Raw genomic sequence first — 24,940 nt, 5'->3', positions numbered from 1 at the left:
CCACCCTACCCATAAAACTTCTTCTTTGACATTTTGCCCAGGCCCGGATTGAGGGAATTGGTGGGGTCTATGTCTTTGTAGAAATTGGCCAGGTCCGGTTTGGCGCAATAGAGGTGGCCTACATTATGTTCGGCTGGATATTCTGCGCCGCGCTGGTCTAGGATCTCCAGCATCTTGGCTTTCAGCTCGGTCAGGTCCACGCCCTTTTTGACGATGTAATCCTGATGCAGGACATGGCAGAGGAAGTGGCCGTAATAGAGGCGGCTGACCAGTTGATCATTGAGCTCAATTGGTAGCTGTTCCAGCCAGTCACGGTCATTGCGTTTCAGCGCGATATCGAGGGCCAGAATGCCTTCGACCTTCTGCTCGTGGATATTCATATAGCGCACGGCGGCACCGGCGGCGGCGAAGCGATGCAGGCCCGCAATCTTGCCCTCGCGGGCATCGCAGGCGAAGAAATCGCCCTCTTTGTCGGCAAAGAAGCTGTCGAAATAGGATTGTGCTTCCTCAATGCCTTCATCGCGGGCCTTCAGGATCAGATGGTGCGTGTAGTGTTTGCGGAAATCGCGCATGCGCTTGGGCAGAATGGTCGGCCAGACGCCAGCTGCGATCTGCATCACCCGGTCTGTCAGATTGGACAGGGGCGGGATCTTCTTCATATAGGCATCAACCTTGCCCTTGAGGGCAAAGAAGGTGGGCAGGCGATCGGTGCCGAGCTTGTCGATCATCACCACTGTGTCCTTGCCGTATTTCTCGGTCAGGTCATAGCATTCCTGATGCATATATTCGGCAGAGACGGGCAGGGTCTCGAATTGGCTAAGGATATGGCGGCGCAGTTCGGTCAGGTCCGATGGCTCATTGGTGCCGATATAGAAGACCTGCTCGTTTTTATTCTTGGGATAGGTATCCAGACGCACCGCAAAGACGGCGAGCTTGCCAGCGCATCCGGCAGATTCATAAAGGCGGCGCTTGTCGGCATTGAAGCGGGCCGGGCTGTCGGCATCCACATCGCGCACGCGGGCTTCATAATCGGTATCGGACGCCTTGCGATTGGAAGCTTCCATATCGCGATCTGAATAATTGCCCTGTTGCAGGCGAGAGAGGATCTCTTCCGGCGTGGTGCCCAGTTCAATGCCCAGATGATTGACAAGCTCCAGCTGGCCGTCCTCAGATATGCGGGCAAAGAGGGAAAGCTCGGTATAAGACGGGCCGCGTTCGACCAGTGAGCCGCCGGAATTGTTGCAGACGCCGCCAATGATGGAGGCGCCGATGCAGGACGAGCCGATGACGGAATGAGGCTCGCGCCCCAATGGGGCCAACAGCTTTTCCAGTGCAAAGAGGGTGGCACCGGGGAAGCTGATCACCTGTTTGCCGCCATCCAGCGTTTGCAGGCCGTCCATGCGACGGGTGTTGATCAGCACGACCTCGCGGTCATAGGTGCCTTTGGGGGTGGAACCTTCGGTGAGGCCAGTATTGGCGGCCTGCATGATGACGATGAGGTCATTGGCTACGCAGGTTTTCAGGATTTGCCATTGTTCCAGCAGCGTGCCGGGCTGGACCACGGCCAGCACCTCGCCCTCGCCAGACCGAAAGCCCTTGCGAAATGGCTCTGTCTGCCGGTCACCGGTCAGCACATGGGATTTTCCGACAATGGAGCGAAAGGTCTTGATCACATCCTGATGGCTCACACCACTTCTCCCTTACTGACAAACAGACTTATGACTGGCTGACTTATTGACCGCGAAACCGGACGCTGTCCCGGCTCAACTGATCGACGCTGGTCACGCCCATCAGCTTCATATCACGTTCAATCTCTGCGCGCATCAAACCGAGGGCACGCTCTACACCAGGCTGACCCGCCGCGGCCAGTGGGTAGAGATAGCCGCGACCAATACCGACGGCCTTGGCTCCCAGTGAGAGCGCCTTCAACACATGGGTGCCGCGCTGAATACCACTATCCATCATAACGTCCAGTCGGTCCCCAACTGCGTCGACGATCTCGGATAGTTGGTCAAATGGCGTGCGGGAGCCATCCAGCTGTCGGCCCCCATGGTTTGAAAGAACAATGCCGGTGCAGCCAATCTCCGCTGCGCGGCGTGCATCTTCGACAGTCATGATGCCTTTCAGGCAGAATTGGCCATCCCAGTCGCGCACCATCTCGGCCACATCGTCCCAATTCATGGACGGATCCAGCATTTCGGTGAAGTAACCACCAATGGAGCTGGCACCGCCACCCATGTCCACATGCTCTTCCAGTTGTGGCAGGCGGAACCGTTCATGGGTGACATAATTGATGCCCCACATGGGTTTGATGGCAAACTGGATCAATCCTTCCAGGGTCAGACGGAAGGGAATGGAAAAACCGGTGCGCAGGTCGCGCTCGCGGTTGCCGCCGGTGATGCTGTCTACGGTCAGCATCATCACCTCGACGCCCGCTTCCTTGGCGCGTTGCATCATGGCCGCATTCAGGCCCCGGTCCTTATGGAAATAGAATTGATAGACCTGCGGGTTCTTGTGCTTCTGCCGCAGCTCTTCCAGTGACACGGTGCCAAGGGAAGAGACGCCAAACATGGTGCCATATTTCTCGGCCGCCGCAGCTACGGCGCGCTCGCCCTTGTGATGGAAGAGCCGTTGCAGCGCAGTTGGCGAGCAATAGACCGGCATATCCAGCTTCTGGCCCATCACGGTGACGGACATATCGACGTCAGACACGCCGGTCAGAACAGATGGCAGCAGATCGCAATGATCGAACGAGCTGGTGTTCTGACGAAGGGTTGTCTCGTCATCGGCTCCGCCATCGATATAGTTGAAGATGGGGCCCGGCAGCCGTCGCTTGGCCAGTTGCCGGAAGTCGTGAAAGTTATGGCATTGACTGAGACGCATGGTTTCACTCCTTTGTTGGCAGTTAATAGGCGACGGACGGTAACCAGGTGGCGAGTTCCGGCCAGAGGAAGACAAAGGCAAGGCCGAGCAACTGCAGGATCACGAACGGGATGATGCCTTTATAGATGTCGGTCAGCTTGATCTCTGGCGGACAGACCCCTTTTAAGTAAAAGAGCGCAAAGCCCACCGGCGGCGTTAAGAAGGACGTTTGCAACGTCACTGCCACCAGAATGACGAACCAGATCAGGGCAGGCTCATCGACCACGCCAAAGCCAGGAATATCCAGACCCAGACCATTGACGATCGGGCGCATCAGCGGCAGCACGATCAGAGTGATCTCGATCCAATCCAGCACGAAGCCAAGCAGGAAGACGATGAAGAGGATGATGAGAACCGTACCTGTGGCACCGAAGCCTGCCCCTGCAATCATCTCTTCAATCAGCGCATCGCCACCCAGCTCACGCAGAACATAGGAGAAGATGGTCGCGCCAAGGAAGATGGCGAAGATATAGGCGGTGGTGTTGAAGGTGGATTTCAGCACATTCACCAGCTTGCGAATGGTCAGGCGGCGATAGCCAAGAGCCAGCAGGGTTGCACCAATCGCGCCGATGCCGGAAGCCTCGGTCGGGGTGGTGATGCCCGCAAAGATGGAGCCAAGCACGGCCAGGATCAGGCCAAGGGTTGGCAAGACGGCAATGGCAACATCCTTGACGGCGGCCCAATCCGGGCGGGTTGCGCCCTCTGGCACAGGAGCCACGTCACGCTTTACCAGCGACAGGATGAAGATATAGCTGAGGTAAAGCACACCAATCAGCACGCCGGGGAAGACCGCAGCCATGAACAGATCGCCCACGGACAGGGCCATCTGGTCGGCCATGATGACCAGCATGATGGATGGCGGAATAAGAATGCCAAGCGTACCGGAGGCCGAGACCACACCAGCAGCCAGCGTTGGCGAATATTTCTGCTGCATCATGGATGGCAAAGACAGCACGCCGAGTAGCACAACAGAAGCGCCAATGATGCCGGTAGAGGCCGCCAGAATGATGCCGATCATGGTCACTGTGATGGCAAGACCACCGCGTACGGTGCCAAACAGACGCTGCATGGAGCTCATCAGGCGCTCTGCCACACCGGATTCATCCAGCATCAGGCCCATGAAGATGAACATGGGAAGCGCGACCAGCACCGCATTGGACATGGTGGCATAGACGCGGTTCACCACAGCGCCAAGGCTGAGATAATCAAGGCCGGTCAGGGTCTCTTCCAGACCGGTCCAGTTCATCATGCCATTGTCGAACAGATAGGCCAGACCACAGAAGGCAACGCCGACACCGGCCAGCGTCCAGGCAACCGGGAAGCCAGTGAAGAGCAGGGCCACGAAGGTCAGGAACATGGCGATGACGAGCTTTTCCTCGGTGGTATGCACGAGGAAGGTCAGTGCGACGGCCACGACGGCAAAGCCGAGCAGAGCCCAGACGATGAGGCGCAGATCGGAGCCTTTGCGTTCTTCGGGCGCATCGACGAACAGGGCGTGGGCATCATGGATCAGGCGGGCAAGAGCGGCGAGGCCCAGCAACACGAAGCTGATCGGGATGATGGCTTTGAAAGCCCAGCGGGCGGGAAGACCAATGGGGCTGTTTGAACGCTCATTGACGCGCAGGCTTTCGGCGAAATAGTCATAACCCTGATCCACCATCAGATAGATGAAAGGAGCGAGCAGGGTGAGAATGCCGATGACCTCGATGATACGCTGGGCGCGCTGGCTGAGCTGGATATGCAGCAAGTCGACGCGCACATGGCTGTCGGTGACAAGGGCATAGGAGATGCCGACCATGGTCACCAGACCATAGAAGTGCCACTGGAGCTCATCAAGTTTTGGAAAGTTCAGATTGAACAGATAGCGACAGGTGACCTGGGTTACAATGGCACCGATGAGCAGGAGGTTGGCCCACATGACAACATGACCAACACCCTTGATGGCATGATCGATGCCTACGGCAAGGGCTTGTTTGTCGCGATCCTCATGTTCCAGGATCGTCTCATAAATCTCAATCGGATCATCGGTTTGGGGGAATTTCTCGGCCATTATGGTCTCCTCACCCATTGCTCATGCAATGCGCCAAACCCTCCTTTGTCAGCAGGGGCGGGTATGCAATGTGAATTCGAGCGCGTGTCATTTGTGACCTGGTGCGTCAGATCAATATACGCGAAAAAAATGTCCAGAGCGCTGAGTGCCAGCTGCAGAGCGGATCAGGCTCTGGACAGTCTGAAAGCAAAAAGGGCGGTGTCGTTCGCACCGCCCCCCTTGCCACCACCACTATTTGCGTGGGAGGAAAGCGTTTTCTTTCCAGATGGTGTAACCATCGCGGAAAGTCTGCATGTCACCCAGAACCTTGGCGAAGAATGGGTCTTTGCCTGCTTCTTCTTTAGCCACTTCGTCCCAGGTTTTGCGGAAGGTTGACAGCATTTCGTCGTTCCACTTCTTGATTTTCACGCCATTGTTGTTGACGTTATCAAGCAGTGCGTCATGCTGAATTGCTTCACCTTCTGCAAAGCTGTCGGTCATGGAAGCCTTACAGGCGTTTTCGATGATTGCCTTGTGCTGATCGGAAGCCTTGTTCCAGACATCCTTGTTCACCAGAAGCTCAAAGACGGTTGCCTGCTGGTGCCAACCTGGGAAGTAGTTGTACTTGACCAGTTTGTGGAAGCCGAGGCGGGCATCAATCGCTGGCATGGAGAATTCGGTGGCGTCAATTGCACCTTTTTCCAGTGCCGGGAAGATTTCGCCGCCAGGCAGCAGGGAAGTCGCTACGCCAAGCTTCTGCATGACTTTGCCGCCAAGACCGAAGAAGCGCATTTTCAGACCATCAAGATCTTCTGGCTTGTTGATCTCTTTTGCGAACCAGCCAGAGGTTTCTGGTGCGATGATGGCGCAAGGAACAACTTTGACGTTGAAGCCAGCCTGATCATACATTTCCTGATACAGAGCCAAGCCGTTGCCGTAGTAAAGCCAAGCCATGTATTCGCCAGCTTCCGGGCCGAATGGAACGGCGGAGAAGAGCGGAGCGGCTGGAATTTTACCTGCCCAGTAACCAGCGGTGGTGTAGCCGGAATTGATCTTGCCGGAAGATACTGCATCCAGAATTTCAAAAGCTGGAACCAGTTTGCCAGGCTCATAAACCTTCATCTTCAGCGTGCCGCCGGACATGACGTTCAGCTGTTTTGCGACCCGTGGAATTGGGGAGCCAAGGCCAGGCAGAGACGTGGAGAAGGCAATAGGGGTTTTCAGCAGCAGCTTGTCGGCAGCCAGTGCGCCAGTAGCCAAAGGTGCGGTCAGCATGGTTGCGGCAAGAGCCAGAGCTGCAAATGATTTCTTCATTCTATCCTCCCAGATATCTCGATATCGAAGCCGCGATTGCGGCTCAGGATGGTGGGCAGTCATTGCCCGTTCCTGGTGAGGTAAATAAACTTTACCAAATATCTAAGTCAACAATAAAATTTACCACTTAGGTCGAATGCGGGTTTTTGAAAGAAGATTTTTTGCTGAGTTTTGAGAACTCAAATATTATTTAAATAGCTGTAATTTATATTATTATTTGATCTTTGTCTTTTTGAATCAAAGCCTGCCTCTCGGAGCTTAACTTTGTTTGGTATCGGTCAATTTTTTCTACCAAAGGCGGGAAATCATCATTTCCGAATTTGCAATTTAGAGTATTTTGACTACACTCACTGTCAGTAAATTGACCGATAGAGAGATAAAATGTCCTCTGAATTTCCCATGCCTTTGACCCCGTTTGAACCCGTTGATCACGATACGGTTGCCGATGCTGTCGTCGAGCAAATCGAAGTGCTGATCGTCAATGGCGTGCTGAAGGAGGGCCGCAAATTGCCGTCCGAGCGCGACCTTGCCGAACAGACACGGGTGTCTCGACCAAAGGTGCGCGAAGCTTTGCAGCGGTTGGAGAATAATGGTCTGATCACCGTGCGCCACGGGGAAGGGGCTTTTGTCGCCCGCCTCACCGGGCGTGCCATGTCACCGGCCTTGCTGGCGCTTTATTCTCGTCATGGGGCGGCTTTTCATGATTACCTGGAATATCGAAAGGCGCAGGAAGCTTTTGCCGCGCGGCTTGCTGCTCAGCGCGCGACTGAGCATGACAAGGAACGTATCCGTCTCATTCTGGAAGATATGAAAACCAGTTGGGAAGAGGATGACATGGAGGCCTCACGCGAGGCGGACATGAATTTGCATTCGGCCATTGTTGATGCCAGCCAGAATACCACTCTCATTCATATGATGGCATCCATCTATGACCTGACCCGGCAGGGGGTCTTCTATAACCGCGATTTCCTGCGCACCATCGATGGATCTGGCAAGAAGTTATTGGAACAGCATATCGAACTGGGCATGTCGATCATTGAGGGCGATCCGGGCCGCGCCGAGAAAGCCTCATTGGATCATCTGAGTTTCGTCGAAGAATCCTATCGCACCTGGCAGGAGCGGGTGCGGCTGGAAGTGTTTGCCAAGAAACGCAAAATCCTGGACGACATAGACCGCGCCGGCCGCGAGGGTTGAGTTGATATGTTTGTCAAAAGGAATTCTGTCAGTAGAGATATTGAGTTAGAATTGTTGGCATATTTCTATTTGTGCTTCAGCCGTAGATGGATCGCCAAACATGCCGAGACCCAATAGTTCCGGGCGCCCGTAACACCATGCAATCAGGCAGTTGAACTCGGAAATGCAAAGATGCTCCGGTATTGCGAAACGGTGTTGACCGTTCAACTGAGAATAAGGTTTACGTGACGGTGGCAAGATCGCACAAATCCTATTATGCATGGCTGCATCAAAGATATTGGGTCGGCTGTCATTCTTTTGATAGGCCATCAGAACCCAGCCGGGGGAAGGGGAACCGGAAAACCTGAAATTATCGGATGTTTCCAGCCAGATTTTGCCATCCTCCTGAACGAATCTGAAATTGCCAGTCAATTGAGACTCGTTTTTGCTGTAGAAGGTGCCGCCAGCAAGCTGCTTAAACCTGCACATCAATTATTGTCTTCTCCCGTCTTGGTGGGGTGCGCTTCAAATCAGACGAACACTGCTATCTTGCACCAATTAAAATGTGAGTAGCGTGAATCTTCCGCGAATAGTTGACCCTCGATGCCCGATTTGTTTGACCTGTCCAGAAGCACCCGGCAATCTTGGAACCTGTCGTCGGCAAGGAGGGTGTTCATGTCAGATCAGGAAAAAAATAAAAATTCAGCAGCTTTGCTTTCTCCCTATATCGATTGGGCTATGCAGGTTGCATCTGACCGCATGACGACAGCGGGTGAAAATCTATATCACCCCGTTTTTATTAGAGAAAAACATGAATTCTTTGAGCGATCCGATCTGTTGAAAGTTGATTCCGATCAAGCAAGGGCCCATGACGGTTTGCGTCAGAAGCTCGCTTCTCGGATCTCTCAGCTACTGGTGGAGGAAGGGGATAGCACATCTGATCCGGTTATCGTGCTTGATCTGCATGAAGCGGTGGCTATTCACGTTGAGTGGAGTGCTCAAGCCTCCAAGGCTCCAGAGCAATTTCGTCCAACGGCGATGTATGTTTACATGGCCAGTTCCAAAGTTGAACGATTGCTCAAAACGGGCATCAAGTCCTTTAGCAAGCATTTTGAAATTCTGGATATCGGTCTTGCCGTTCCAATGAGTGGTGAGGTGCATGCAATCGATCTTGAACATGGCTTTGCCGATAATTCAGGCCCCATCATGGCAATCATTGATGATGGAATTGGATTTCTGAACAAGTCCTTTACTGAACATCAGGAGAAATCACGCTTTGCGTCCTTCTGGATGCAGGCGATTGAAAAGCCCTCGAAAAGTATCTCCAGCGTGCATCTCGGTCGTGTTTTCGAGAATGAGGACCTGGGCGCGTTTCTCAGGCAGGTTGCTGCGGGTGAGCGGGAAGATGATATCTATCGGTTGCTGATGGAAGATATTGTTGGGACGGAGGCGCATCAGAGCCTGTCCTATGCATCCAGTCATGGAACAATGGTAGCTGATCTGGCGTTCGGAAAGAGGGGAGATCCGGTGGACACCCTCAAATTGCTTGGTGTTCAATTGCCGCCAGAAACGGTGGAGGATACCTCCGGAGTGCGTTTTGCCCCCTATCTGGTGATGGCTGCAAGATGGATTTTGGCGCGTGCTCACTTGATTGATGGCGGGAAGGAGCCATTGATCATCACAGTGTCCATGGGATTTTTGGCAGGCCCGAAAAATGGCAGTCATTTTGTGGAATATGCGTTGGCAGAAACTGTCGAAAGGTGGCGGAAGGCAACGGGGCGCAGGACCCATATCATTTTCCCGTATGGAAACAGATATGAATCTCAGCAGGTTGCAACGCTGTGCCATGGAGAACCTCTCGGGGCATTGCCCAATCTGCTGGAGTGGGTCCTGCAACCCGACGATCCCACTACCAGTTATCTGGAAATCCGCTCTCGTCCGGTTCACAGGGGCGTCGCATCCAGAACCTTCGACAGCGAGTTGCTTTCGACCACATTGATGGTGTTGAAAATGCCAAATGGCGAGATTGTCTATGAGGGCGCTCCACCAGAGCAGGGCACCCATGCCGATCTCAAGTATGACGAGTGCGTTATCGGAAGGCTCTATCATGTACCACCCAGAGCTTTTGAGAAAGGCGTTACGCAGCCAGCGATGCTGGTGTGTGCCATGGCTCCGACAGCGGATCGCATTGAGGGTGGCGTTATGGCACCATCTGGAGCCTATAAACTTGATATTATTGATGTATCAGGCTCTCGTGAATTTGTTCTGCAAATTCAACGGGGTGATACGGCCCCTGGCTATATCAAAGGCGGTCGCCAATCCTACTTTGACAATTTCAACTCGCATCAATGGGATCAGCGGAATAGAGATTTTTCCGGTTTGTCCGATGATGGAGCAATCACTCACAAGGGGACCAATAGCGCTTTGAGTACTGCACATTTATTGCCTGGTGGACTGGGGGATAGCATCTTTAGCGTTGGCGCTGCCATGTTGGGTGAGAAGCATGAATATCTGCCTGCTGGCTATAGCTCGGAAGGGGCTGATTGGTCTGGTGAGCAACCAAAGCGGTCACATTTAATAGAACGCCAGGATGTGCATGCTGGAAAATTGGCCTGTGGAACTCTCAGCGGGTCCATGTCTCGTTTGAGTGGAACCAGTGCGGCCGCTCCTTTGGAGGCTCGCAATCTGGCTCTCACTGAGATTAACGGTGAACAACCCGATGTTTCTAACATTCCCGAAGATGATGTTTCGCGACTGGGAGATGTCGTGATTGATACCCGCTACCCATTGGAGCCGGGCGAAGATCGTTTTTAGAAATGCCATGATTTTTGAATGGCATGTATTCAGTTGAAATAGAAATGTACGGGAATTGGGGAGGGCAATTGCGACTATGTGGTGCATCTTGAATATTTGAACCCGAGTCCTCCCCTTGCGTGCCTGGCAGTTGATCGAGATGCGGGATCTTCTGCTGGCTGGCAAAATGAAGTGGGTAATGGCAACATTATAGCTGCTTCACAAGATGATTGAGCTGTTGGTGAGCGAAGAAATCATGCACGCAAGATGAAGCCCGGTTCGGACCTCCGAACCGGGCTTCTACTATTTGGGGCAATCTGAAAGCTGCACAAAATGGTTTTGGACTGCGCCATGCAGCGGAGCTGCAATCAAAGAATTGCGCGCCCAAAACCATTCTGGCAGGGACCTCCTCGTGATCTATGAAAGATCGGTCTCCTGTTTCGCTTTTTTCCAAAGTTGACCGAGGACAGGATCAACCTTTTCTAGTTCACCGGACCAATTGTTTGCATTGTCTCCAAGCAAGGTTGCGATTTCAGATGGGATGAAATCTTGCCAATTTTCGTCACCAATTTGATAACTGCGCTTTTCCAGACTTTCGTCTTTTCCGGTACAACAGGCCACGACATATTGACCGATGGTTACACCCAAAAAGGCACCAGCATAACTGTCGGTAGGGAAATGTACTCCTGCAACAGTTCGGTTGTCTGCTATGCGACCGGCCAGTCGGAACAGGCCATCCTTGGCCGATACCCAATCTTCATTGCCGGTCAGTGCGGACAGAACTGTTGCCAATGCAAATGCTTCGGTTGCATGGCCGCTTGGCCAGGTGCCATGGGTCGGAGTTTGAATGATAGGTTGCACGCGATTGTCGAACGTGATCGGGCGAGGGCAATCAAATTGCATTTTAAGCGGAAATTCGATTGCGGAGCAAAGCCGGAGCACAGCATCAATCAATTCCAGTGTCCATTTGGTGCTGTGGCCCTGCAAATAGATCAAGCTACCGAAGAAGGAAGTGATGTCTCCAATTTGAACATTGATCTCTTCGAGACGATCCATGCGTAGGTGGGCCGAACTCATGACTCTATCCAGCTGATCGCGGAACTCCTTGACGGTTGGACGAGTGAGCGTCAAAGCTGTTTTTCCAAAAATGCGGACTTTTCTTGAGTTCTGGGCTTTCTTGTCATTGTTCGGGATATGGATGGCGATATTTGATAGCAAGCTTGTGTCCAACACAGCATTGCGTTCACGACGATCCATCGTAGAAAATGCGCTCCAGGCTTTGCGACCCTGACGGTTGGGCTCAGGCGTCTGGACTTCATTGTCCCAGTGAAGATGCAAGCCATCGCGAGTGCTGGCAAGTGCCAGATTCAGAAGTGGGGAGCTTGCACTTCCAGCGTGTTCTCCGTGGCCGCCATGTCCACCGTGCCCACCATGCCCACCGTGGCCGCCATGCCCACCATGTCCGCCGTGCCCACCATGTCCGCCGTGCCCGCCATGTCCTCCGTGCCCGCCATGTCCACCATGGCCGCCATGCCCACCATGTCCGCCTTCTGTTGTCATGCTTCACTCCTGTTCAATCTGGAAACAATTGCCAGCTATGATTTTTCGGTATTGCTTCGGATGTCAATTTTTGAAGGACCTCAAAGGCGCGAAATCACGAAAAATTCACGAATGACCCCATGTCGAGCATTTTTTTTGGACAGGAAGTATGTTTTCATGGACAAGGGAGCGATGAGGGTATGTCTCAATCAATTGTAAAATTGCAGTTATTTGGGCCTTTTAAGGTGTTCTTGCAGGATGGTCAGGATGTCACGCCATCCAGCATTCGCGCCTGTGCGCTGCTGGCCATGCTGGCGTCATCAAACACACATGAGCGTTCTCGACGATGGCTGGAAGCAAATTTGTGGAGTGATCGCGCGCCCGAGCAAGCCAGTGGCAGTTTGCGTCAAGCTCTTATGGCCATTCGCAAAATTCTACCAGATGGACCTCTTCTTCTTAATACCAATCGTCAAACCGTAGCGCTGGCACCTGATGTCTTTGACATTCAGTCCCTAGAGGATATTTCCTCGGACGGGTCCATGGAGTTTCTGGAAGGCATGTGTATCCCTGATGCTGCCTTTCAAATCTGGCATCAGGACATGCAGTCCTTTTTTCGATCCGTGAAACGGCCTGTGACACATGACGTTGCAGGAACACGCCAACCTCTGACCATTCGTTGTAACGCCCTGCCGTATGCTAAAGCTGAGGAGAATTCACAGAACTTTTTGATTGCGCGCCATTCCTCTTTCCAACTGGGACAGTCAATCATTGAGACGGTCGGGGCCGAATGTCTCGTCTCGAAATCTGTCGGCACCGAGAAGGTTGCAAAGCGGCGTGCAGATCTGGATCTGACCTGTAACATTATCAGCGGTACAGATGATGATTTTCTGGTTATGGACATTGCTTCCTGCCATAACCAGCAGCTTCTCTATTCTGGCACAATCAAGCTCGCAAGCACGATGCCGCTTGATGCCGATTTGGAGTTTCAGCGCCTGAGCTTTGATGCGGCTGAGGCGGTGATGGAGAAAACTGCACAATCTTTGGCCGGCGAGGATCCGAGACGGATAGCACGACATCATCAATATAATGCCATCCAGGATATATTTCGATTTGATCGGGCTTCGCTGCTGAGTGCTGACCATAGTTTGGATATGGCATATAGCAATGAACCCAATCCGGTTTTCCTTGCTTGGAAAGCACTTATTCGCACGGTTCAGGCGGTTGAGCTGTTTGAGCCGAACGTGAACGTGCTGCAAAGACAGGCTCAGATATTGATTGAACAATGCTTGTATGAGGGTACCAATAACAGTGTTGTTTTATCACTGCTGGCGCTTGTGCAAGTCATGCTGTTTGGTGATGAAGAATATGCCATTGATCTTGCTACACCGGCTTTGGAGAAAAACCCTTCCAACGCCTTTGCGTTGCAGGCCATGGCGGCAACGCGGTTGATTTGCGGTGATAGCAAGAGTGCTTATGATTATTCACTCCGCAGTCGCAAAATTGCCCAAGGTTCCGCTTTTCGACATTGGTGGGATTTGTATCATTGCCTTTCTTGCATCGCGAACGAACGCTACGAAGAGGCTCTGAAAATGGCAGAAACCGCTGCGCGTCGGTCCCCCCGTTTTCGTCCGCCATTGAGGCAGATGATCAGCCTCTACACCTATTTTGGCGAAACAGAGAAGGCTCATAGGGCTGCCAGTCGGTTGCTCTATCTTGAACCAGGTTTCAATATAGAAAAATTCTTGACCAATATAAACTACCCAAACCGCACCTTGAGGAATTCGGGTTTGTTGAAGCTGGACTATGATCATTTGCGTGATTTTTCACAAGCAGCTTGTTAGAGATTTTCGAGGGTTGGTATTCACAACAGAAAGGCAGGAGCTCGTGACGATTTCGAGGGTCAATAATGGTCAGAAATTGCTTTGGCGAGACTGTGGCAGGTTGTTTCTTCAAGTTGACTGATGGTTACACGCAATCCGTTCTCGCTTTGCAGGCAGAATTCCGAACCAGTTCTTACTTCCCAGCCTTCTCGAAACAACCGACCGGCCAAGCGTTCTGCGCGGGGGGCAGGTATCCATACATTCAGGCCAGTTCCCGGCCAGTAAGGAACATTGTGATCGGTTAATGCCTTTTCGAAAGCAATGCGTCGCCTCGCGTATGTCGTAGCAGTGGAGATGAATAGTGATTTGAGCTCAGCAAGTTCGAACAATTTGCAGGTCAGGGTTTGCATGATATGGCTGATTGCTTGACCCCCGAGGGCTCGTTGAGAGCGTAGGCGTCCAATTGTTCTGGGTGATGCGATGGTTCCCCCAACCCTGAGGTCCGGGCCGAGATATTTTGCTGCAGAATGCAGGATTGCCCAATGGTTGCGCTTTGGGTCGATAAGTGAATTTGCTTTTGAACGGATCAAAGGGCCTGCATGCTCATCTTCTACAACAAGAACATCAGGGAACTGGTCGAGAACTTCTCGTAATTCCCTTGCGCGATCAACTGTTATGCAAACTCCAGTTGGATTTTGTGCACGTGGTGTGACAAAGACTGCCTTGGCTCCGGCTTCGAGCATATCTTTCAAGGATTGGGGAATGATGCCTTCGCTATCCATTGATAATGGAAGTGGAGTAAGTCCATTGGCTCGTACCAGGTGAAGCAATTTCATATAGCATGGATCTTCTATGGCAACCTTGTCACCAAAAGAGAGATAGAGGCGTAACAACCTCTCCATCACATCCGTATTTCCCGAGGAGATTATCATTTCGCCATCTGGATATTCCAGCGTCTTGTTCAAGTTCAGGAAATGTTTGCAGAGCTGCTGGTTGTCTGCAGGGTCACCATACAAACTTGGTGACCCTATCGACATCTCGTGCAGGACTTTGGTTGCGTCAGGCAGAAGAGCGGGATCGGGGTTGTTGAAACTCAGATCCACGACTCCTGGATAGGTGCGGCGCAGATATTCTTCATCATTGATGATGGGTCGCAAAGACACTCGCATGTTACGACCGGAAGGTTCGACAAGGCCCAGATGCTGCAGTTTCTTGTATGCTGCAGCCACCGTATTTCGATTAAGGCCAACGGTTTCTGCAAGGCTACGGATCGGCTCAAGGCGATCACCCGGTTTTAGCCTTCCTTCCTCGATCTTTTTTCGTATATCGTCCGCAAGTTCTTGAGCTGTTGCGATTTGCATTTCTGACTGACCATGTTGTTTTGCTAGTTCAATAGCATGTTTGGTAGCCATAATGCCAATTGCGGGATGAAGGTTACAAGCAAAACTACGGGTAAATGTCCCGTCAGTAACAGTTTTAGGGATGGACCGATATAAGCTGGGAGATGAAGATTGGAGATGCCGCCTGCCATGAACAACAATGGAGCGCAAGGTGGTGATACATTCCCAAGGCCTAGATTGACCCCCACTATCGCTGCAAAGTGAACCGGATTTATCCCGGCTTTTATCGCGATTGGCATCAGGACAACTGCTGCCAGAATGCTTCCTGAAATATCATCGACCAGCATGCCGATCACCAGAAGCGCCACATTCAACAGGAGCAGTACTACGATATAATTGTCTGAAAGCCCAAGAATGGTATTGGCAATATTCTGGGGAATTTGTTCCATGGACATTGAGCGTGTCAGAACAAACAAGAAGAAGAGAATGATGGCGATCTGACCTGTCATGGCGACACCATCCCGAACAGAGCTGGCGATAGAACGCAGGGTCAGGCGGCGATAAATGATCCAGCCAACGAAAAATGCATAGACCACCGCCACAGCGGCGGCTTCAGTTGGCGTGAAGATACCACTATAAATTCCGCCAAGAACTATAAGAGGCAAACCAAGGGCCCATGACGCCTCGATCAGATCTGTCTGTTTGCGGCCTTGTTCTGCATCATGATCTGCCCTCAAAATCTGCTTTGATCGATAATTTTTCTGGTTTGTCTGTCTCGCTGCCACACCCGAAAAAGCCATGTTCAATAGAGCATAGACGAATGCGAGAATGAGCCCGGGGATAACGGTTGAGAGGAATGCAGCACCAACGGATATTCCCGATGTTATCGCGAAAACGATCATTGGAATGCTCGGTGGTATCATCAAGGATAATACCGAGGAACAGGCCACCAACGCCGTTGCATATCCGGGCTTGTATCCATCGTCGATCATACGGGGGATCATGATGCGGCCAATGGCGGCGATAGCGGCTGCTGCACTGCCAGATATGGCTCCAAATAAAGCACATGACAAAATTGTCACCAATCCCAGACCTCCACGCAATTGTCCGAAAATTCGGTCAACGACCCTTAGGAGCCGGTCTGAAATTCCTGCCTCACTCATCAGTGCACCTGAGATGATGAACAATGGCAATGCCAGAAGTGCAAATCCCCCCATCTGGGACATGGCTTGGCCAAGGTGAAATGATGAGTTGCCGCCAGCTATTGCTGTTATCAAAAATCCCGTGACACCAAAAGCATATGCAATCGGAAAGCCGCAAAGGATCATCAACAGCAGCGCGAAGACTGCTGCTATCATACCAAATTCCATGATCCTTATCCTTTGTAGAGACGCTTGAGGGAGGTAAAGAAATGGAAAAGCTCGGCAAGGCAGCTCAAGCTTATGCCGATCAGCAGGCTGGATGCCCAAAGACCGCGGGGCCAGCGCAGATAGGTGCTGACTCGACCATTGCCGGACGTGAAAGCAAAATAATCCCAGGCGCGAAACAGGATGAATAGCAAAAAGCAAAGGGAAGCAAAGCTTATGAAAAGCTCATGCCAATGTCTGGTCCGTTGGGATCTGATAATCAAAGTTTCCAGACCACCCGCGATATGACATTTTTGCCATGTTCCATAAGCAAAACCGAGAAAATAGACCCAAAGGCCCAGAAGAATTGCAGCTTCTTCGAATCCCAGAAATGCAGAATCAAGTTCGCGGAGAATGACTTGGGCAAACATAAGTCCTGCAAGGCCCAGTCCAAAAAAGACCATCGATGCTTCAAGTGTCCATCTCGTTAACCGCTCGGCTCTTTGGAGCCGAACGGAGGTCAAGTTTTCACTATTCATGTTAGTTCTTTGGACTCGAGGCCTTTTTCAGACGGGCCATAACGTCATTGCCCAACTGATCCTGCAGATATTTCCATTCATTCTCCATAGCGGAGGCTCGAATTGCTTTTAACTGGGTCTCGGTTGGCTTGACGATTTTGATCCCGGCATCTTTGATTTTTTCCATCCAATCTTTGCTTTGCCGTTGAGCGTCAGACCATGAGAATGCGATGGCTGTGTCAGCTGCGGTGGTGAAACAAGCTTGCTGAGCCTTTGACAATTTATCAAACCAGGCATTGTTGACGGCAAAGAATGCGTGCTCGAAATAGTCATTGGTCAATATGTAGCTTTCAATGACATCGCGCATTTGCCAAATCTCGGCTGGCGGAGCGAATGTTCGCCCGTCGACGGTGCCAAGTTGCAGAGCGGTATAAACTTCTGAAAATGGCAGTGGTACAACGCTGAAGCCCAGTTTTTCGAAACGTATCCGACCTATCGGCATGGGTGGAACCCGAAGCTTTACGCCGGATGCATCTGAGGGGAGGTTTACCGGGATACGGGTGTCTCCTTTCCGCATGGCAATGCCGCCAAAGTCAACCGGGATTGTTCCCATCATGCGGATACCAAGATCGCTTAGAATTTCCTTGTAGAGGCTCTCCACATCGCCCCCCGGACCGTAGACTTTTCGAGCTGTTTCCCAGTTATCGGCAACATAACCAAGAAATGATACATCCAGACGAGGGTCCACTTCTGAGTTGGCAAAGACAAAGGTTGCAGGAATAACGCCAACCATTGCCTGCTCGAATTGAACTGTCCAATCCCCGAGATCGCCGCCCAGATGATACTCGACATTGAATTCCCCGGAGCAGGTCTTTGCAAGGGACTTCATGAAGGTTTTTGCCGTTGGATGGAAGATGTGCGCTTCAGGCAAAGCGTGGGAAAGAATGAAGGATTCCTCGGCGTGCAACGGTTGTGAAAATTGCAATCCGATTGCTGTAACGGCGCATGCCAATAGTTTGTTCATGATGGTTTCTCCTCCCTGAGAAATTGCTGATTTACAATTGTCATATGACAATATATATAATGCCTATGTCAATAATATTTTATTTTGACAATGTTTCAGCCAGCCATTTGGAGGAATCAATGGCCATAAATTCCAAAGACAAAGTGATATCGCACAAGCCGGCAAAGCCTATTGGGCACTTCTGTCATGTTCGTCAGTTCGGCGATATCCTTTACGTTTCAGGACAGCTTCCGTTTGATGACAATGGACTTGTCGTTGCTGGCAAAGTCGGATCGGAAGTCGGACTGGATGATGCATGTGAAGCAGCCAAATTGTGTGTGCTGAATGGCTTTCAGGCTATTCATGACTTGCTTGGACCCGATTGGAAGGAGCGGATTGTTGTTGCGCGGCATACGGTTTTTGTTGCTTGCGGGTCGGACAAGGTCGCTCTTCCCGAAATAGCCAATGCTGCTTCATCAGAGATTTGTGATGTTCTCGGACCAGATCAGGTCTCAGCGAGATCCGCAGTAGGAGTTTGCCAGCTTCCGGCGAACTCACCGGTTGAGGTAGAGATGACGCTTGGCCTTCTGTCGGAAGATCAATCGGTGGCGTGAGATGAGCATGCAAACAGATTTTATGATGCAACCCAAAATTTCTCTCCTTCAGGATACGCCACAGCTCCAGCCACTTGATCGGTTGTCCAAGCACCTTGGTGGCCCGCAGATTTTTCTCAAACGCGATGACCTTGGCCCATCTGGAGGGGGCAATAAAATCCGAAAGTTTGAGCGGCAGTTTGCGGATGCCAGGGCAGTGGGGGCGGATACTCTTATTCTTGCGGCACATTCGCAGTCAAATTGCGCGCGCGAGCTGGTTGGTTGTGCTGCTCAATGTGGATTTGAAGTGGTCATTGCGGTCAAGGATCTGGTTGAGCGAAAGGATGTTTCCTATCTCTTTAGTGGCAATGCCCTGCTAATGGACTTGATGAATACGCGCTTTGAACTTGTTGATCCTGAGCGTGACTTCATGGAGGGAATGATTGAGATTGCCGAGATACTCAGAAAGGGTGGAAAGTCGCCCTACATTTTGCCTTTCGGAGCTTCGGATAATCTGGGGGTTCGCGGTTATATAGAATCCGGTCGGGAAATTTTGCAGTTATGCAAGGATCTTGACAGGCATCCAGACACCATCGTTGTCGCGACCGGAACCTGTGGCACTCAGGCAGGACTTGTTATCGCTGTTGAAAACGAGGCTTCGGGGACAAATGTGCAAGGATTTTCCATCCTGCATGATGAAGCAATGGCACAACAGGAGATCAATCGCCTTATTACCGAAACCATCGGTCATTCAAACATCAATACGAAAATCAAGGTTGATAGCCGTGCGCTTGGGGCGGGCTATGGACAACCGACGAAGGAGTGTGTTGAAGCCATCCGGTTGGTGGCACAGCTTGAGGGCGTTTTTCTGGATCCGGTTTACACGGGCAAGGCCATGGCGGGTTTTATCGGCTGGCTTCCAGAATCAGGTCTGGGTTCCAACGATACCGTGGTGTTTGTGCATACCGGCGGTTTACCCCTGCTCTTTGCATACCAGGAGATTTTCAGATGACAGAATTTAGAAAAGTCCCCACTCAATCAGGCGAAATCATCCATGTTCGGATAGACGGACCAGAAGATGCAACACCTGTTCTCCTGATAACCGGCTTTATTGGGGTTGCCGATTTCTGGAATCCACTCATTGAGTTGATGAAGCAAGATTTCAGAGTGATTTCATATGATCAACGGGGCACTGGTCAAAGTGGCAAATATGATGATGCTCTGTCGATGCAGCAACTTGCTGATGATGCATTGACCATTCTGAAGGCAGTTACTGTATGTCCGGCAGTTGTGCTTGGTCACTCCATGGGTGCTTGTGTGGGATGGATCCTTGCCGATAAAGCCATTGAACATGTAAGAGCCATATATGCCCTTGGAGGGTGGGATCAGGCTGATTCATGGATGCAACGGGTCTTCGAAGCCAGACTATTGGCTTATAAGGATTCGGGAGTTTTGGCCTATATCCGCGCAACGACCCTCTTTATGAATCCCCCTGCAATGGTCAATTGCAATGAAGATGCATTCTCAGAGGCGGAGCAGAAAATGGTGCCGACCATTCCTCCTCTTTCGGAGATTGAAGATCGCACTGCTGCGGTTTTGGCATTCAATGCGCATGCGTTTCAACCGGCCATTGATGTGCCTATGCGGATAGCATGCGCAGCAGATGACTGGATGACACCGATTGCCTTGTCCGAAAATCTTTTAAAGATGAACAGGCATGCAAGTTTTCGGAAGTTTGATATTGGTGGGCATTATCTGCCCAAAAGTCAGGCCATCCATCTGCAACAAGACTTTCAATCTTGGTTGGATGATGTCCTTCGTGGGTGATCTTGTTGACAGGCGACTTCTGGATTTGCCTGTTTGTAGTGATATAGGACAGCGTTTCTGATGCGAGAAGAGGTCGCTCCCCCGCTTCGATGAAGCGGGGGAAATGTCTTTATTGTGCAGAGCAGTTTTTCTGATTGGCCAGGCGCACCAGATTGGTCTGACGTGTGCGGGCTGCATTTTCTGCTTCTTCTGCGGAAGAATAGGTCACGATCAGAGCAGGCCAGAACAGGGCTGCTGCGGCAACATTCGTGCCGGTGATGCCTTTTTTGCTTTGTGCTTCATCTTCAAAGCGTTTTGCTTCCTGAATTTCTTGCATGATCTGCGCGCAAGAGAGTTGCTCATCGCCGATTTGTTCGGTCTGAACAACCTTCGATGTGGAGCAGGCAGAGAGAGAGAATGCTGCAAGCAGGGCGATGAGGGGGAGTTTGGATTTCGTAATCATTTTGACGCCTTGATTGTTTGGGATGAACCTCGCAAAAGACGGGATTATCGAGCCCTGTTCCTTGCTCCGCTATGGTCCATCCAGGATCACCAACAGTGACTGGTAAACTAATCGTTCACACTTTTTTGTCGAGTCATAAGTGCTGTATGTGCGTAACTTCCATGGCTCTCAGACATCGCTTTTTGTACATTTGTTGCATCTCAAGGCCAAGACTTGATGAAATCCAATGTTTTCGGCAGATCTGGAATGGCAGCAATTGCGCCATAGCCACAGACAGACAAGGCAGCAGCTGCATTGGCGCGGGTTGCAGCTTCGATATTATCTGTGCCAGCAAGACAAGCTGCGAGAAATGCTCCATTGAAGCAGTCGCCTGCGCCAGTGGCATCAATTGCAGAAACCTGATGTGGTGCAATGCTCGTTCGGCCTTCCTTGCTGGAGAGCAAGACGCCCTTGTGACCCAATGTCAAGGCAACCACTGATGCGCCGAGATCATGATAGAAATCGGCAATGGCTTCTGGTTGTTCCAATCCGGTCAGGGTTTTGGCGTCATCATAGCCGGGCAAGGCAACGTCACAGATTTTCATAACTTCATGGGTCATTTTTCGTGCACGGTCCAACGGCCATAGTGCGGTGCGCAGGTTTGGATCGAAGGCGAACAAACCACCTGAATTTTTAACCTGTCTGGCGCATTCCATCACCGCGTCATGCATGGAGGGGCTGATGGCAAGACTGATGCCGGAAGCATAGAAAATCTTGCAGTGCTGCAAGGCATCGACAGGTAGATCTTTGGGACCGTAAGTGCTGGCAGCTGATCCTGCTCGACGATAGGTAAAATGATGACCGTCTTCATCATGGGTTACGAAATAGAGCCCTGTTTCCTTGTCGTCGGTCTCGATGACATGATCCTGCACGACGCCTTCGCGTTGCCATAAAGCCCTAATATCCCTTGCAAACAGATCCGAGCCCAAGCGTGTCAGAATACCTGATGATGCTCCCTGACGGGCTGCTGCAATAGCGACATTGGAAATATCGCCACCAAAACCGGGTAAAAACATGCCGTCGGGTTGCTGATTCAGCTCGAATAGAGGCTCACCCAAACAGAAGAGATCCGTCATTCAGCTGTCCTTTGTCTGATAGGCTTTTGCGAGGGCCTCAGCTTTGTATGCGACGTCTTTAGCACCGTCTCCCGGTTTGTAAAGAGCACTACCAACTCCGATCATGTTCACCCCGGCGGCTAGCCAAGTTGAGAATGTATCTGCATTGGTGCCACCGGTGGCGACAATGCTGGTATTGCTGGGCAGGACCGCCCGCCAGGCCTTGATTGCAGCCGGACCGCAGAGATCTGCCGGGAAATATTTCAGGATGTCAGCGCCAGCTTTCAGTGCAGCAAAGGCTTCGCTGGGGGTAAAGACACCAGGACAGGACAGCATGGCCTTTTCCTTGGTTTCAGACACCACATCCAGATCGAAATTTGGAGAGACGACAATTTTGCAGCCAATATCTGCAAGCTGATTGACTTCTTCCCGTTCAAGTACCGTGCCTGCCCCTATCAGAGCGTCTTTTCCATAGCGAGATATGAGCATCTCGATGGACCGCATGGCATCTGGTGAATTCAGGGGTACTTCGATCCGGCGAATATCATGTGCGATCAGCTGATCAGCGATTGGCAGGATTTCGCCTGATGTGATGCCACGTAAAATTGCCAGTACTGGAATACCGGGATAGGGTGTGGTTTCGGTCATTTTCATGTCTCAATTTTTGACTGGATCGCGCGAAATAGTGCTGTTGTTGTACAGGCATCTGCTGACAGAGGTGCGAAATTGCAGCCAAGCACAGTCATGGCCCTTGAATAGAGCTCTGCCATCATGCCATCAGCGATCAATGTCACGGACAGGCGATTGGGATTCGCCGATAGAATTTCACTCCCAATCAGGCAACCGGACAGATACCAGGTGCTTTCTTGCCCGCTTTGCTTCTGGGCCAGAACCTGACTGCGGGGAAGGAATAACAGATTGAGCAACGGGGTGGATTTGGCTGCCTCAACTCCTTTGGCAAAAGCCTGCCAGTCGGGCTCACCTTCGACTGTAAACTCACCAAAGATGGTGTGTTTGCGGCTGACGGCAAACAGCTCTCCGGTGACATAGGTATCAAAATCCAGAAATTGCTCTTTTTCAATCCGGGCCCATTTGGAATGGGTGCCGGGGAGGCAGAATAGGCCCTTGTGACCTTGGGATGTTGCACCCAGAATTTGGGTTTCCTCACCCCGCATGACATCCGGGCTTGGGTTGCTTTTTGAGGCACCGGACAGGAAGTAAAGATTTGGTTCGGGGGTTTGGATGGGCGCCTGCAGCCAGTTTTTCAACGCACCAGGGCAGCTGATATAGGGGACTTCAAACCATCCGGTGCGTGAGCCAATCTGGCCGCAGGCAATTCTGGGAACATCATTGGAGACGTTCAGTGGCTCCAGCAGAGATTGATAGCAATTCTTGAAACCATGCGCACGGGCATCGGCAAATTCCATTGATATGGCATTCTGGGTGATTATTTCCCCATCTGACCCAAAGGCCCACGCCCGGACGTTACTGGACCCCCAGTCAATTCCTACTCCAACCGCATGTGTCACCAAACCTGACCTCTTGCAATGACCGATGTTGATTCCAAATGAGTTTCACTCCGCACAAGCTCCACATGATCAAGCATATTGGCAACAACGCAAGCATGGTTTGGTACAATGCGCAGCTGATCCCCAACCTTTAGATTGATGTCCTGCTGGGACGTGATGCGGCCATGTTCTTCGCTAAGCTGATCAATCATCAGATCATCCCGACTGAGCACATGACCGTGACCGGTCAGCCCCAAAAGATCCGAGGTCAGGACCTTGGAGCCAGCATCAATCACTGCATGATGCTTGGATGGAACCGAGATGACGGTGGCAAGCACAGTTAGGGCGCAATCATCCCAAGTGCAGACGCCTCGATTGACGAGCGAGCGGTCGTTATAGGCATAAGTGCCGATGCGATATTCGGTGGCCAGCGGCATTTCATGGGCTTGCCACATATCTGGCGAGCCGCCGGAAGAGATAACTTCGACGCTCAATCCTTTCACAGTGATCAGATCTCTGGCTTCAGCAAGCCATTTTGCCACCTCAGGCAATTTGCCGGTTGGCGGATAGGTCATCAAACCAAGGAATTTCAGACCCGGTAGCGTATCGATCCTTTGTGCCAGCTCTGCGGCTATCTCAGGTGTGGCGACACCGCAACGATCGGCTCCTGTATTGCATTCCACCAGCACCGGCAATGGAGCTGGGGCGTCGGCAAAGGCTTTGCTTAGGCCTTCGATCACGGTTGCATTGTCAGCAACCACAGAAAGACGGACTTTTTCGGACAGAGCGCGCAGACGCTTTGTCTTGGCTTCCCCCAGAATATTATAGGTGATCAGCACATCTTCGATGCCCCCTTGGGAGATCATCGTTTCGGCTTCGCTGATTTTTTGGCAGGTGATGCCAATGGCCCCTTGTTTGATCTGATAATGGGCGAGCCTTGGCAATTTGTGGGTTTTGATATGGGGGCGCACCTTCAGTCCGTGGCTGTCGCAATAGTTTTGAAACTTGGCGATGTTGGCCTCTACCACATCCAGGTCCACGAGTATTGCTGGTGTATCCAGGGCTATTTTTTTCATTTTGTTTCTCGATTTGTTCAAGCGGGCTTTTGATTGGGTGCGCCATCAAAAAGGTATTGCAGTTGACAGGCAAGGGATAGCATGACAGATATTATTCCGCAATACCGATATTAATTACGGTATACCGGAATTATGGATTTGGCGCATGGTGTTTCCAGCTTGAGCCTTTCTAGAGACTTGAAAATACAAATTGAGGAAATGAAAGATGACGATCAAACGGCACGGTCTTAACCAGTCCAAGGGTTCGGGCCAGCAGGCGCTGCCCTTTGCAAAGGCAACCGAGGCGGATGGCTGGCTCTATGTGTCTGGCCAGACACCGATGGTTGATGGGGAAGTCATTGATGGGGGCATTGTTCCGCAGTCTCATCAGGCTATTCGCAACATGATTGCGATTGTTGAAGAGGCTGGATATTCCACTGCGGATATCATGCGCATCGGGGTTTGGCTCGATGATCCGCGCGATTTCTGGAGTTTCAATAAGGTCTTTGCCGAATATTTCGGAGAGCACCCACCGGCGCGCGCCTGTGTGCAATCGGCAATGGTGGTTGATTGCAAAGTCGAAGTGGACTGTATAGCGTTCCGTAAAGTAGACTGAGCGGGTTT

At 51.5% G+C, this 24,940-nt stretch carries 22 protein-coding genes; 7 read left to right on the top strand and 15 right to left on the bottom strand.

What is annotated here, in order from left to right; all coding sequences use genetic code 11:
* Positions 1-5: 5 nt before the first annotated feature.
* From dld to CRO57_RS10550, 4 genes are all read right to left on the bottom strand, one after another.
* Positions 6-1,688: a D-lactate dehydrogenase gene (dld, locus tag CRO57_RS10565; RefSeq protein WP_097153430.1), complete on the bottom strand. Its 1,683-nt coding sequence runs from the start codon at positions 1,686-1,688 to the stop codon at positions 6-8.
* A 43-nt stretch (positions 1,689-1,731) separates the two neighbouring features.
* A complete protein-coding gene (locus CRO57_RS10560; protein ID WP_097153429.1) occupies positions 1,732-2,883 on the bottom strand; it encodes an alpha-hydroxy acid oxidase in 1,152 nt (383 codons plus the stop codon).
* Between the two features lie 22 nt (positions 2,884-2,905).
* On the bottom strand, positions 2,906-4,972 hold the full coding sequence (locus CRO57_RS10555; RefSeq protein ID WP_097153428.1) for a TRAP transporter large permease subunit: 2,067 nt from the start codon (positions 4,970-4,972) through the stop codon (positions 2,906-2,908).
* A gap of 231 nt (positions 4,973-5,203) precedes the next feature.
* Positions 5,204-6,265, bottom strand: coding sequence for a TRAP transporter substrate-binding protein (locus tag CRO57_RS10550; RefSeq protein ID WP_097153427.1), 1,062 nt, complete (start codon positions 6,263-6,265; stop codon positions 5,204-5,206).
* Positions 6,266-6,646: 381 nt separating this feature from the next.
* Between CRO57_RS10550 and CRO57_RS10545 the strand changes: the two genes are divergently transcribed.
* Positions 6,647-7,459: a FadR/GntR family transcriptional regulator gene (locus CRO57_RS10545; protein WP_210200839.1), complete on the top strand. Its 813-nt coding sequence runs from the start codon at positions 6,647-6,649 to the stop codon at positions 7,457-7,459.
* A 45-nt stretch (positions 7,460-7,504) separates the two neighbouring features.
* Here CRO57_RS10545 and CRO57_RS10540 read toward each other — a convergent pair whose 3' ends face one another.
* The gene (locus tag CRO57_RS10540; RefSeq protein ID WP_097153426.1) at positions 7,505-7,927 is read right to left on the bottom strand and encodes a hypothetical protein; all 423 of its coding nucleotides are present in this window, start codon (positions 7,925-7,927) and stop codon (positions 7,505-7,507) included.
* Between the two features lie 186 nt (positions 7,928-8,113).
* Here CRO57_RS10540 and CRO57_RS10535 point away from each other — a divergent pair, with 186 nt between their 5' ends.
* Positions 8,114-10,252 carry a S8/S53 family peptidase gene (locus CRO57_RS10535; protein ID WP_097153425.1) on the top strand — a complete coding sequence of 713 codons (2,139 nt, stop codon included), beginning with the start codon at positions 8,114-8,116 and terminating at the stop codon, positions 10,250-10,252.
* A 396-nt stretch (positions 10,253-10,648) separates the two neighbouring features.
* Here the strand turns inward: CRO57_RS10535 and CRO57_RS10530 are convergent, their stop codons facing one another.
* Positions 10,649-11,791: a phosphatase PAP2 family protein gene (locus CRO57_RS10530; RefSeq protein ID WP_141401217.1), complete on the bottom strand. Its 1,143-nt coding sequence runs from the start codon at positions 11,789-11,791 to the stop codon at positions 10,649-10,651.
* 179 nt (positions 11,792-11,970) lie between these two features.
* On the opposite strand from CRO57_RS10530, the gene CRO57_RS10520 reads away from it, so the two are divergent.
* Positions 11,971-13,611 carry an AfsR/SARP family transcriptional regulator gene (locus CRO57_RS10520; RefSeq protein WP_097153422.1) on the top strand — a complete coding sequence of 547 codons (1,641 nt, stop codon included), beginning with the start codon at positions 11,971-11,973 and terminating at the stop codon, positions 13,609-13,611.
* A gap of 59 nt (positions 13,612-13,670) precedes the next feature.
* Here CRO57_RS10520 and CRO57_RS10515 read toward each other — a convergent pair whose 3' ends face one another.
* The 4 genes from CRO57_RS10515 to dctP all read right to left on the bottom strand — a co-directional run bounded on the left by CRO57_RS10515 (position 13,671) and on the right by dctP (position 17,818).
* On the bottom strand, positions 13,671-14,951 hold the full coding sequence (locus CRO57_RS10515; RefSeq protein WP_170956045.1) for an aminotransferase class I/II-fold pyridoxal phosphate-dependent enzyme: 1,281 nt from the start codon (positions 14,949-14,951) through the stop codon (positions 13,671-13,673).
* Between the two features lie 23 nt (positions 14,952-14,974).
* Positions 14,975-16,300, bottom strand: coding sequence for a TRAP transporter large permease (locus CRO57_RS10510; protein ID WP_097153420.1), 1,326 nt, complete (start codon positions 16,298-16,300; stop codon positions 14,975-14,977).
* A 5-nt stretch (positions 16,301-16,305) separates the two neighbouring features.
* Positions 16,306-16,740: a TRAP transporter small permease gene (locus tag CRO57_RS10505; protein WP_170956044.1), complete on the bottom strand. Its 435-nt coding sequence runs from the start codon at positions 16,738-16,740 to the stop codon at positions 16,306-16,308.
* 76 nt (positions 16,741-16,816) lie between these two features.
* Positions 16,817-17,818, bottom strand: coding sequence for a TRAP transporter substrate-binding protein DctP (dctP, locus tag CRO57_RS10500; RefSeq protein WP_097153418.1), 1,002 nt, complete (start codon positions 17,816-17,818; stop codon positions 16,817-16,819).
* A gap of 119 nt (positions 17,819-17,937) precedes the next feature.
* Here dctP and CRO57_RS10495 point away from each other — a divergent pair, with 119 nt between their 5' ends.
* The 3 genes from CRO57_RS10495 to CRO57_RS10485 are packed head-to-tail and all read left to right on the top strand — an operon-like array spanning position 17,938 to position 20,217.
* Positions 17,938-18,411 (top strand): RidA family protein, encoded by a 474-nt coding sequence (locus CRO57_RS10495; protein WP_170956043.1) that lies wholly within the window; start codon positions 17,938-17,940, stop codon positions 18,409-18,411.
* 7 nt (positions 18,412-18,418) lie between these two features.
* On the top strand, positions 18,419-19,402 hold the full coding sequence (locus CRO57_RS10490) for a D-cysteine desulfhydrase family protein (RefSeq protein WP_170956042.1): 984 nt from the start codon (positions 18,419-18,421) through the stop codon (positions 19,400-19,402).
* Positions 19,399-20,217: an alpha/beta fold hydrolase gene (locus tag CRO57_RS10485; RefSeq protein ID WP_097153415.1), complete on the top strand. Its 819-nt coding sequence runs from the start codon at positions 19,399-19,401 to the stop codon at positions 20,215-20,217. Before CRO57_RS10490 ends, CRO57_RS10485 begins: the two co-directional genes overlap by 4 nt.
* 109 nt (positions 20,218-20,326) lie before the next feature.
* Here CRO57_RS10485 and CRO57_RS10480 read toward each other — a convergent pair whose 3' ends face one another.
* The 5 genes from CRO57_RS10480 to CRO57_RS10460 all read right to left on the bottom strand — a co-directional run bounded on the left by CRO57_RS10480 (position 20,327) and on the right by CRO57_RS10460 (position 24,337).
* Entirely contained in the window at positions 20,327-20,659 is a 333-nt protein-coding gene (locus CRO57_RS10480) for a hypothetical protein (RefSeq protein WP_097153414.1), read from the bottom strand.
* Positions 20,660-20,859: 200 nt separating this feature from the next.
* Positions 20,860-21,774 (bottom strand): sugar kinase, encoded by a 915-nt coding sequence (locus CRO57_RS10475; protein WP_097153413.1) that lies wholly within the window; start codon positions 21,772-21,774, stop codon positions 20,860-20,862.
* Positions 21,775-22,401, bottom strand: a complete 627-nt coding sequence (locus CRO57_RS10470; RefSeq protein ID WP_097153412.1) for a 2-dehydro-3-deoxy-6-phosphogalactonate aldolase — start codon at positions 22,399-22,401, stop codon at positions 21,775-21,777.
* A gap of 2 nt (positions 22,402-22,403) precedes the next feature.
* The gene (locus CRO57_RS10465) at positions 22,404-23,282 is read right to left on the bottom strand and encodes a 2-dehydro-3-deoxygalactonokinase (protein ID WP_170956041.1); all 879 of its coding nucleotides are present in this window, start codon (positions 23,280-23,282) and stop codon (positions 22,404-22,406) included.
* A complete protein-coding gene (locus tag CRO57_RS10460) occupies positions 23,279-24,337 on the bottom strand; it encodes a D-TA family PLP-dependent enzyme (protein ID WP_097153410.1) in 1,059 nt (352 codons plus the stop codon). The genes CRO57_RS10465 and CRO57_RS10460 overlap by 4 nt, the downstream gene beginning before the upstream one ends.
* A 205-nt stretch (positions 24,338-24,542) precedes the next feature.
* On the opposite strand from CRO57_RS10460, the gene CRO57_RS10455 reads away from it, so the two are divergent.
* Positions 24,543-24,932 carry a RidA family protein gene (locus CRO57_RS10455; RefSeq protein WP_097153409.1) on the top strand — a complete coding sequence of 130 codons (390 nt, stop codon included), beginning with the start codon at positions 24,543-24,545 and terminating at the stop codon, positions 24,930-24,932.
* Positions 24,933-24,940 lie beyond the last annotated feature (8 nt).

The sequence above is a fragment of the Cohaesibacter gelatinilyticus genome (genome assembly GCF_900215605.1).
GTDB lineage: Bacteria > Pseudomonadota > Alphaproteobacteria > Rhizobiales > Cohaesibacteraceae > Cohaesibacter > Cohaesibacter gelatinilyticus.
The sequence above is the reverse complement of the archived record's forward strand: the minus strand, read 5'-3'. Positions and strand labels throughout refer to the sequence as shown.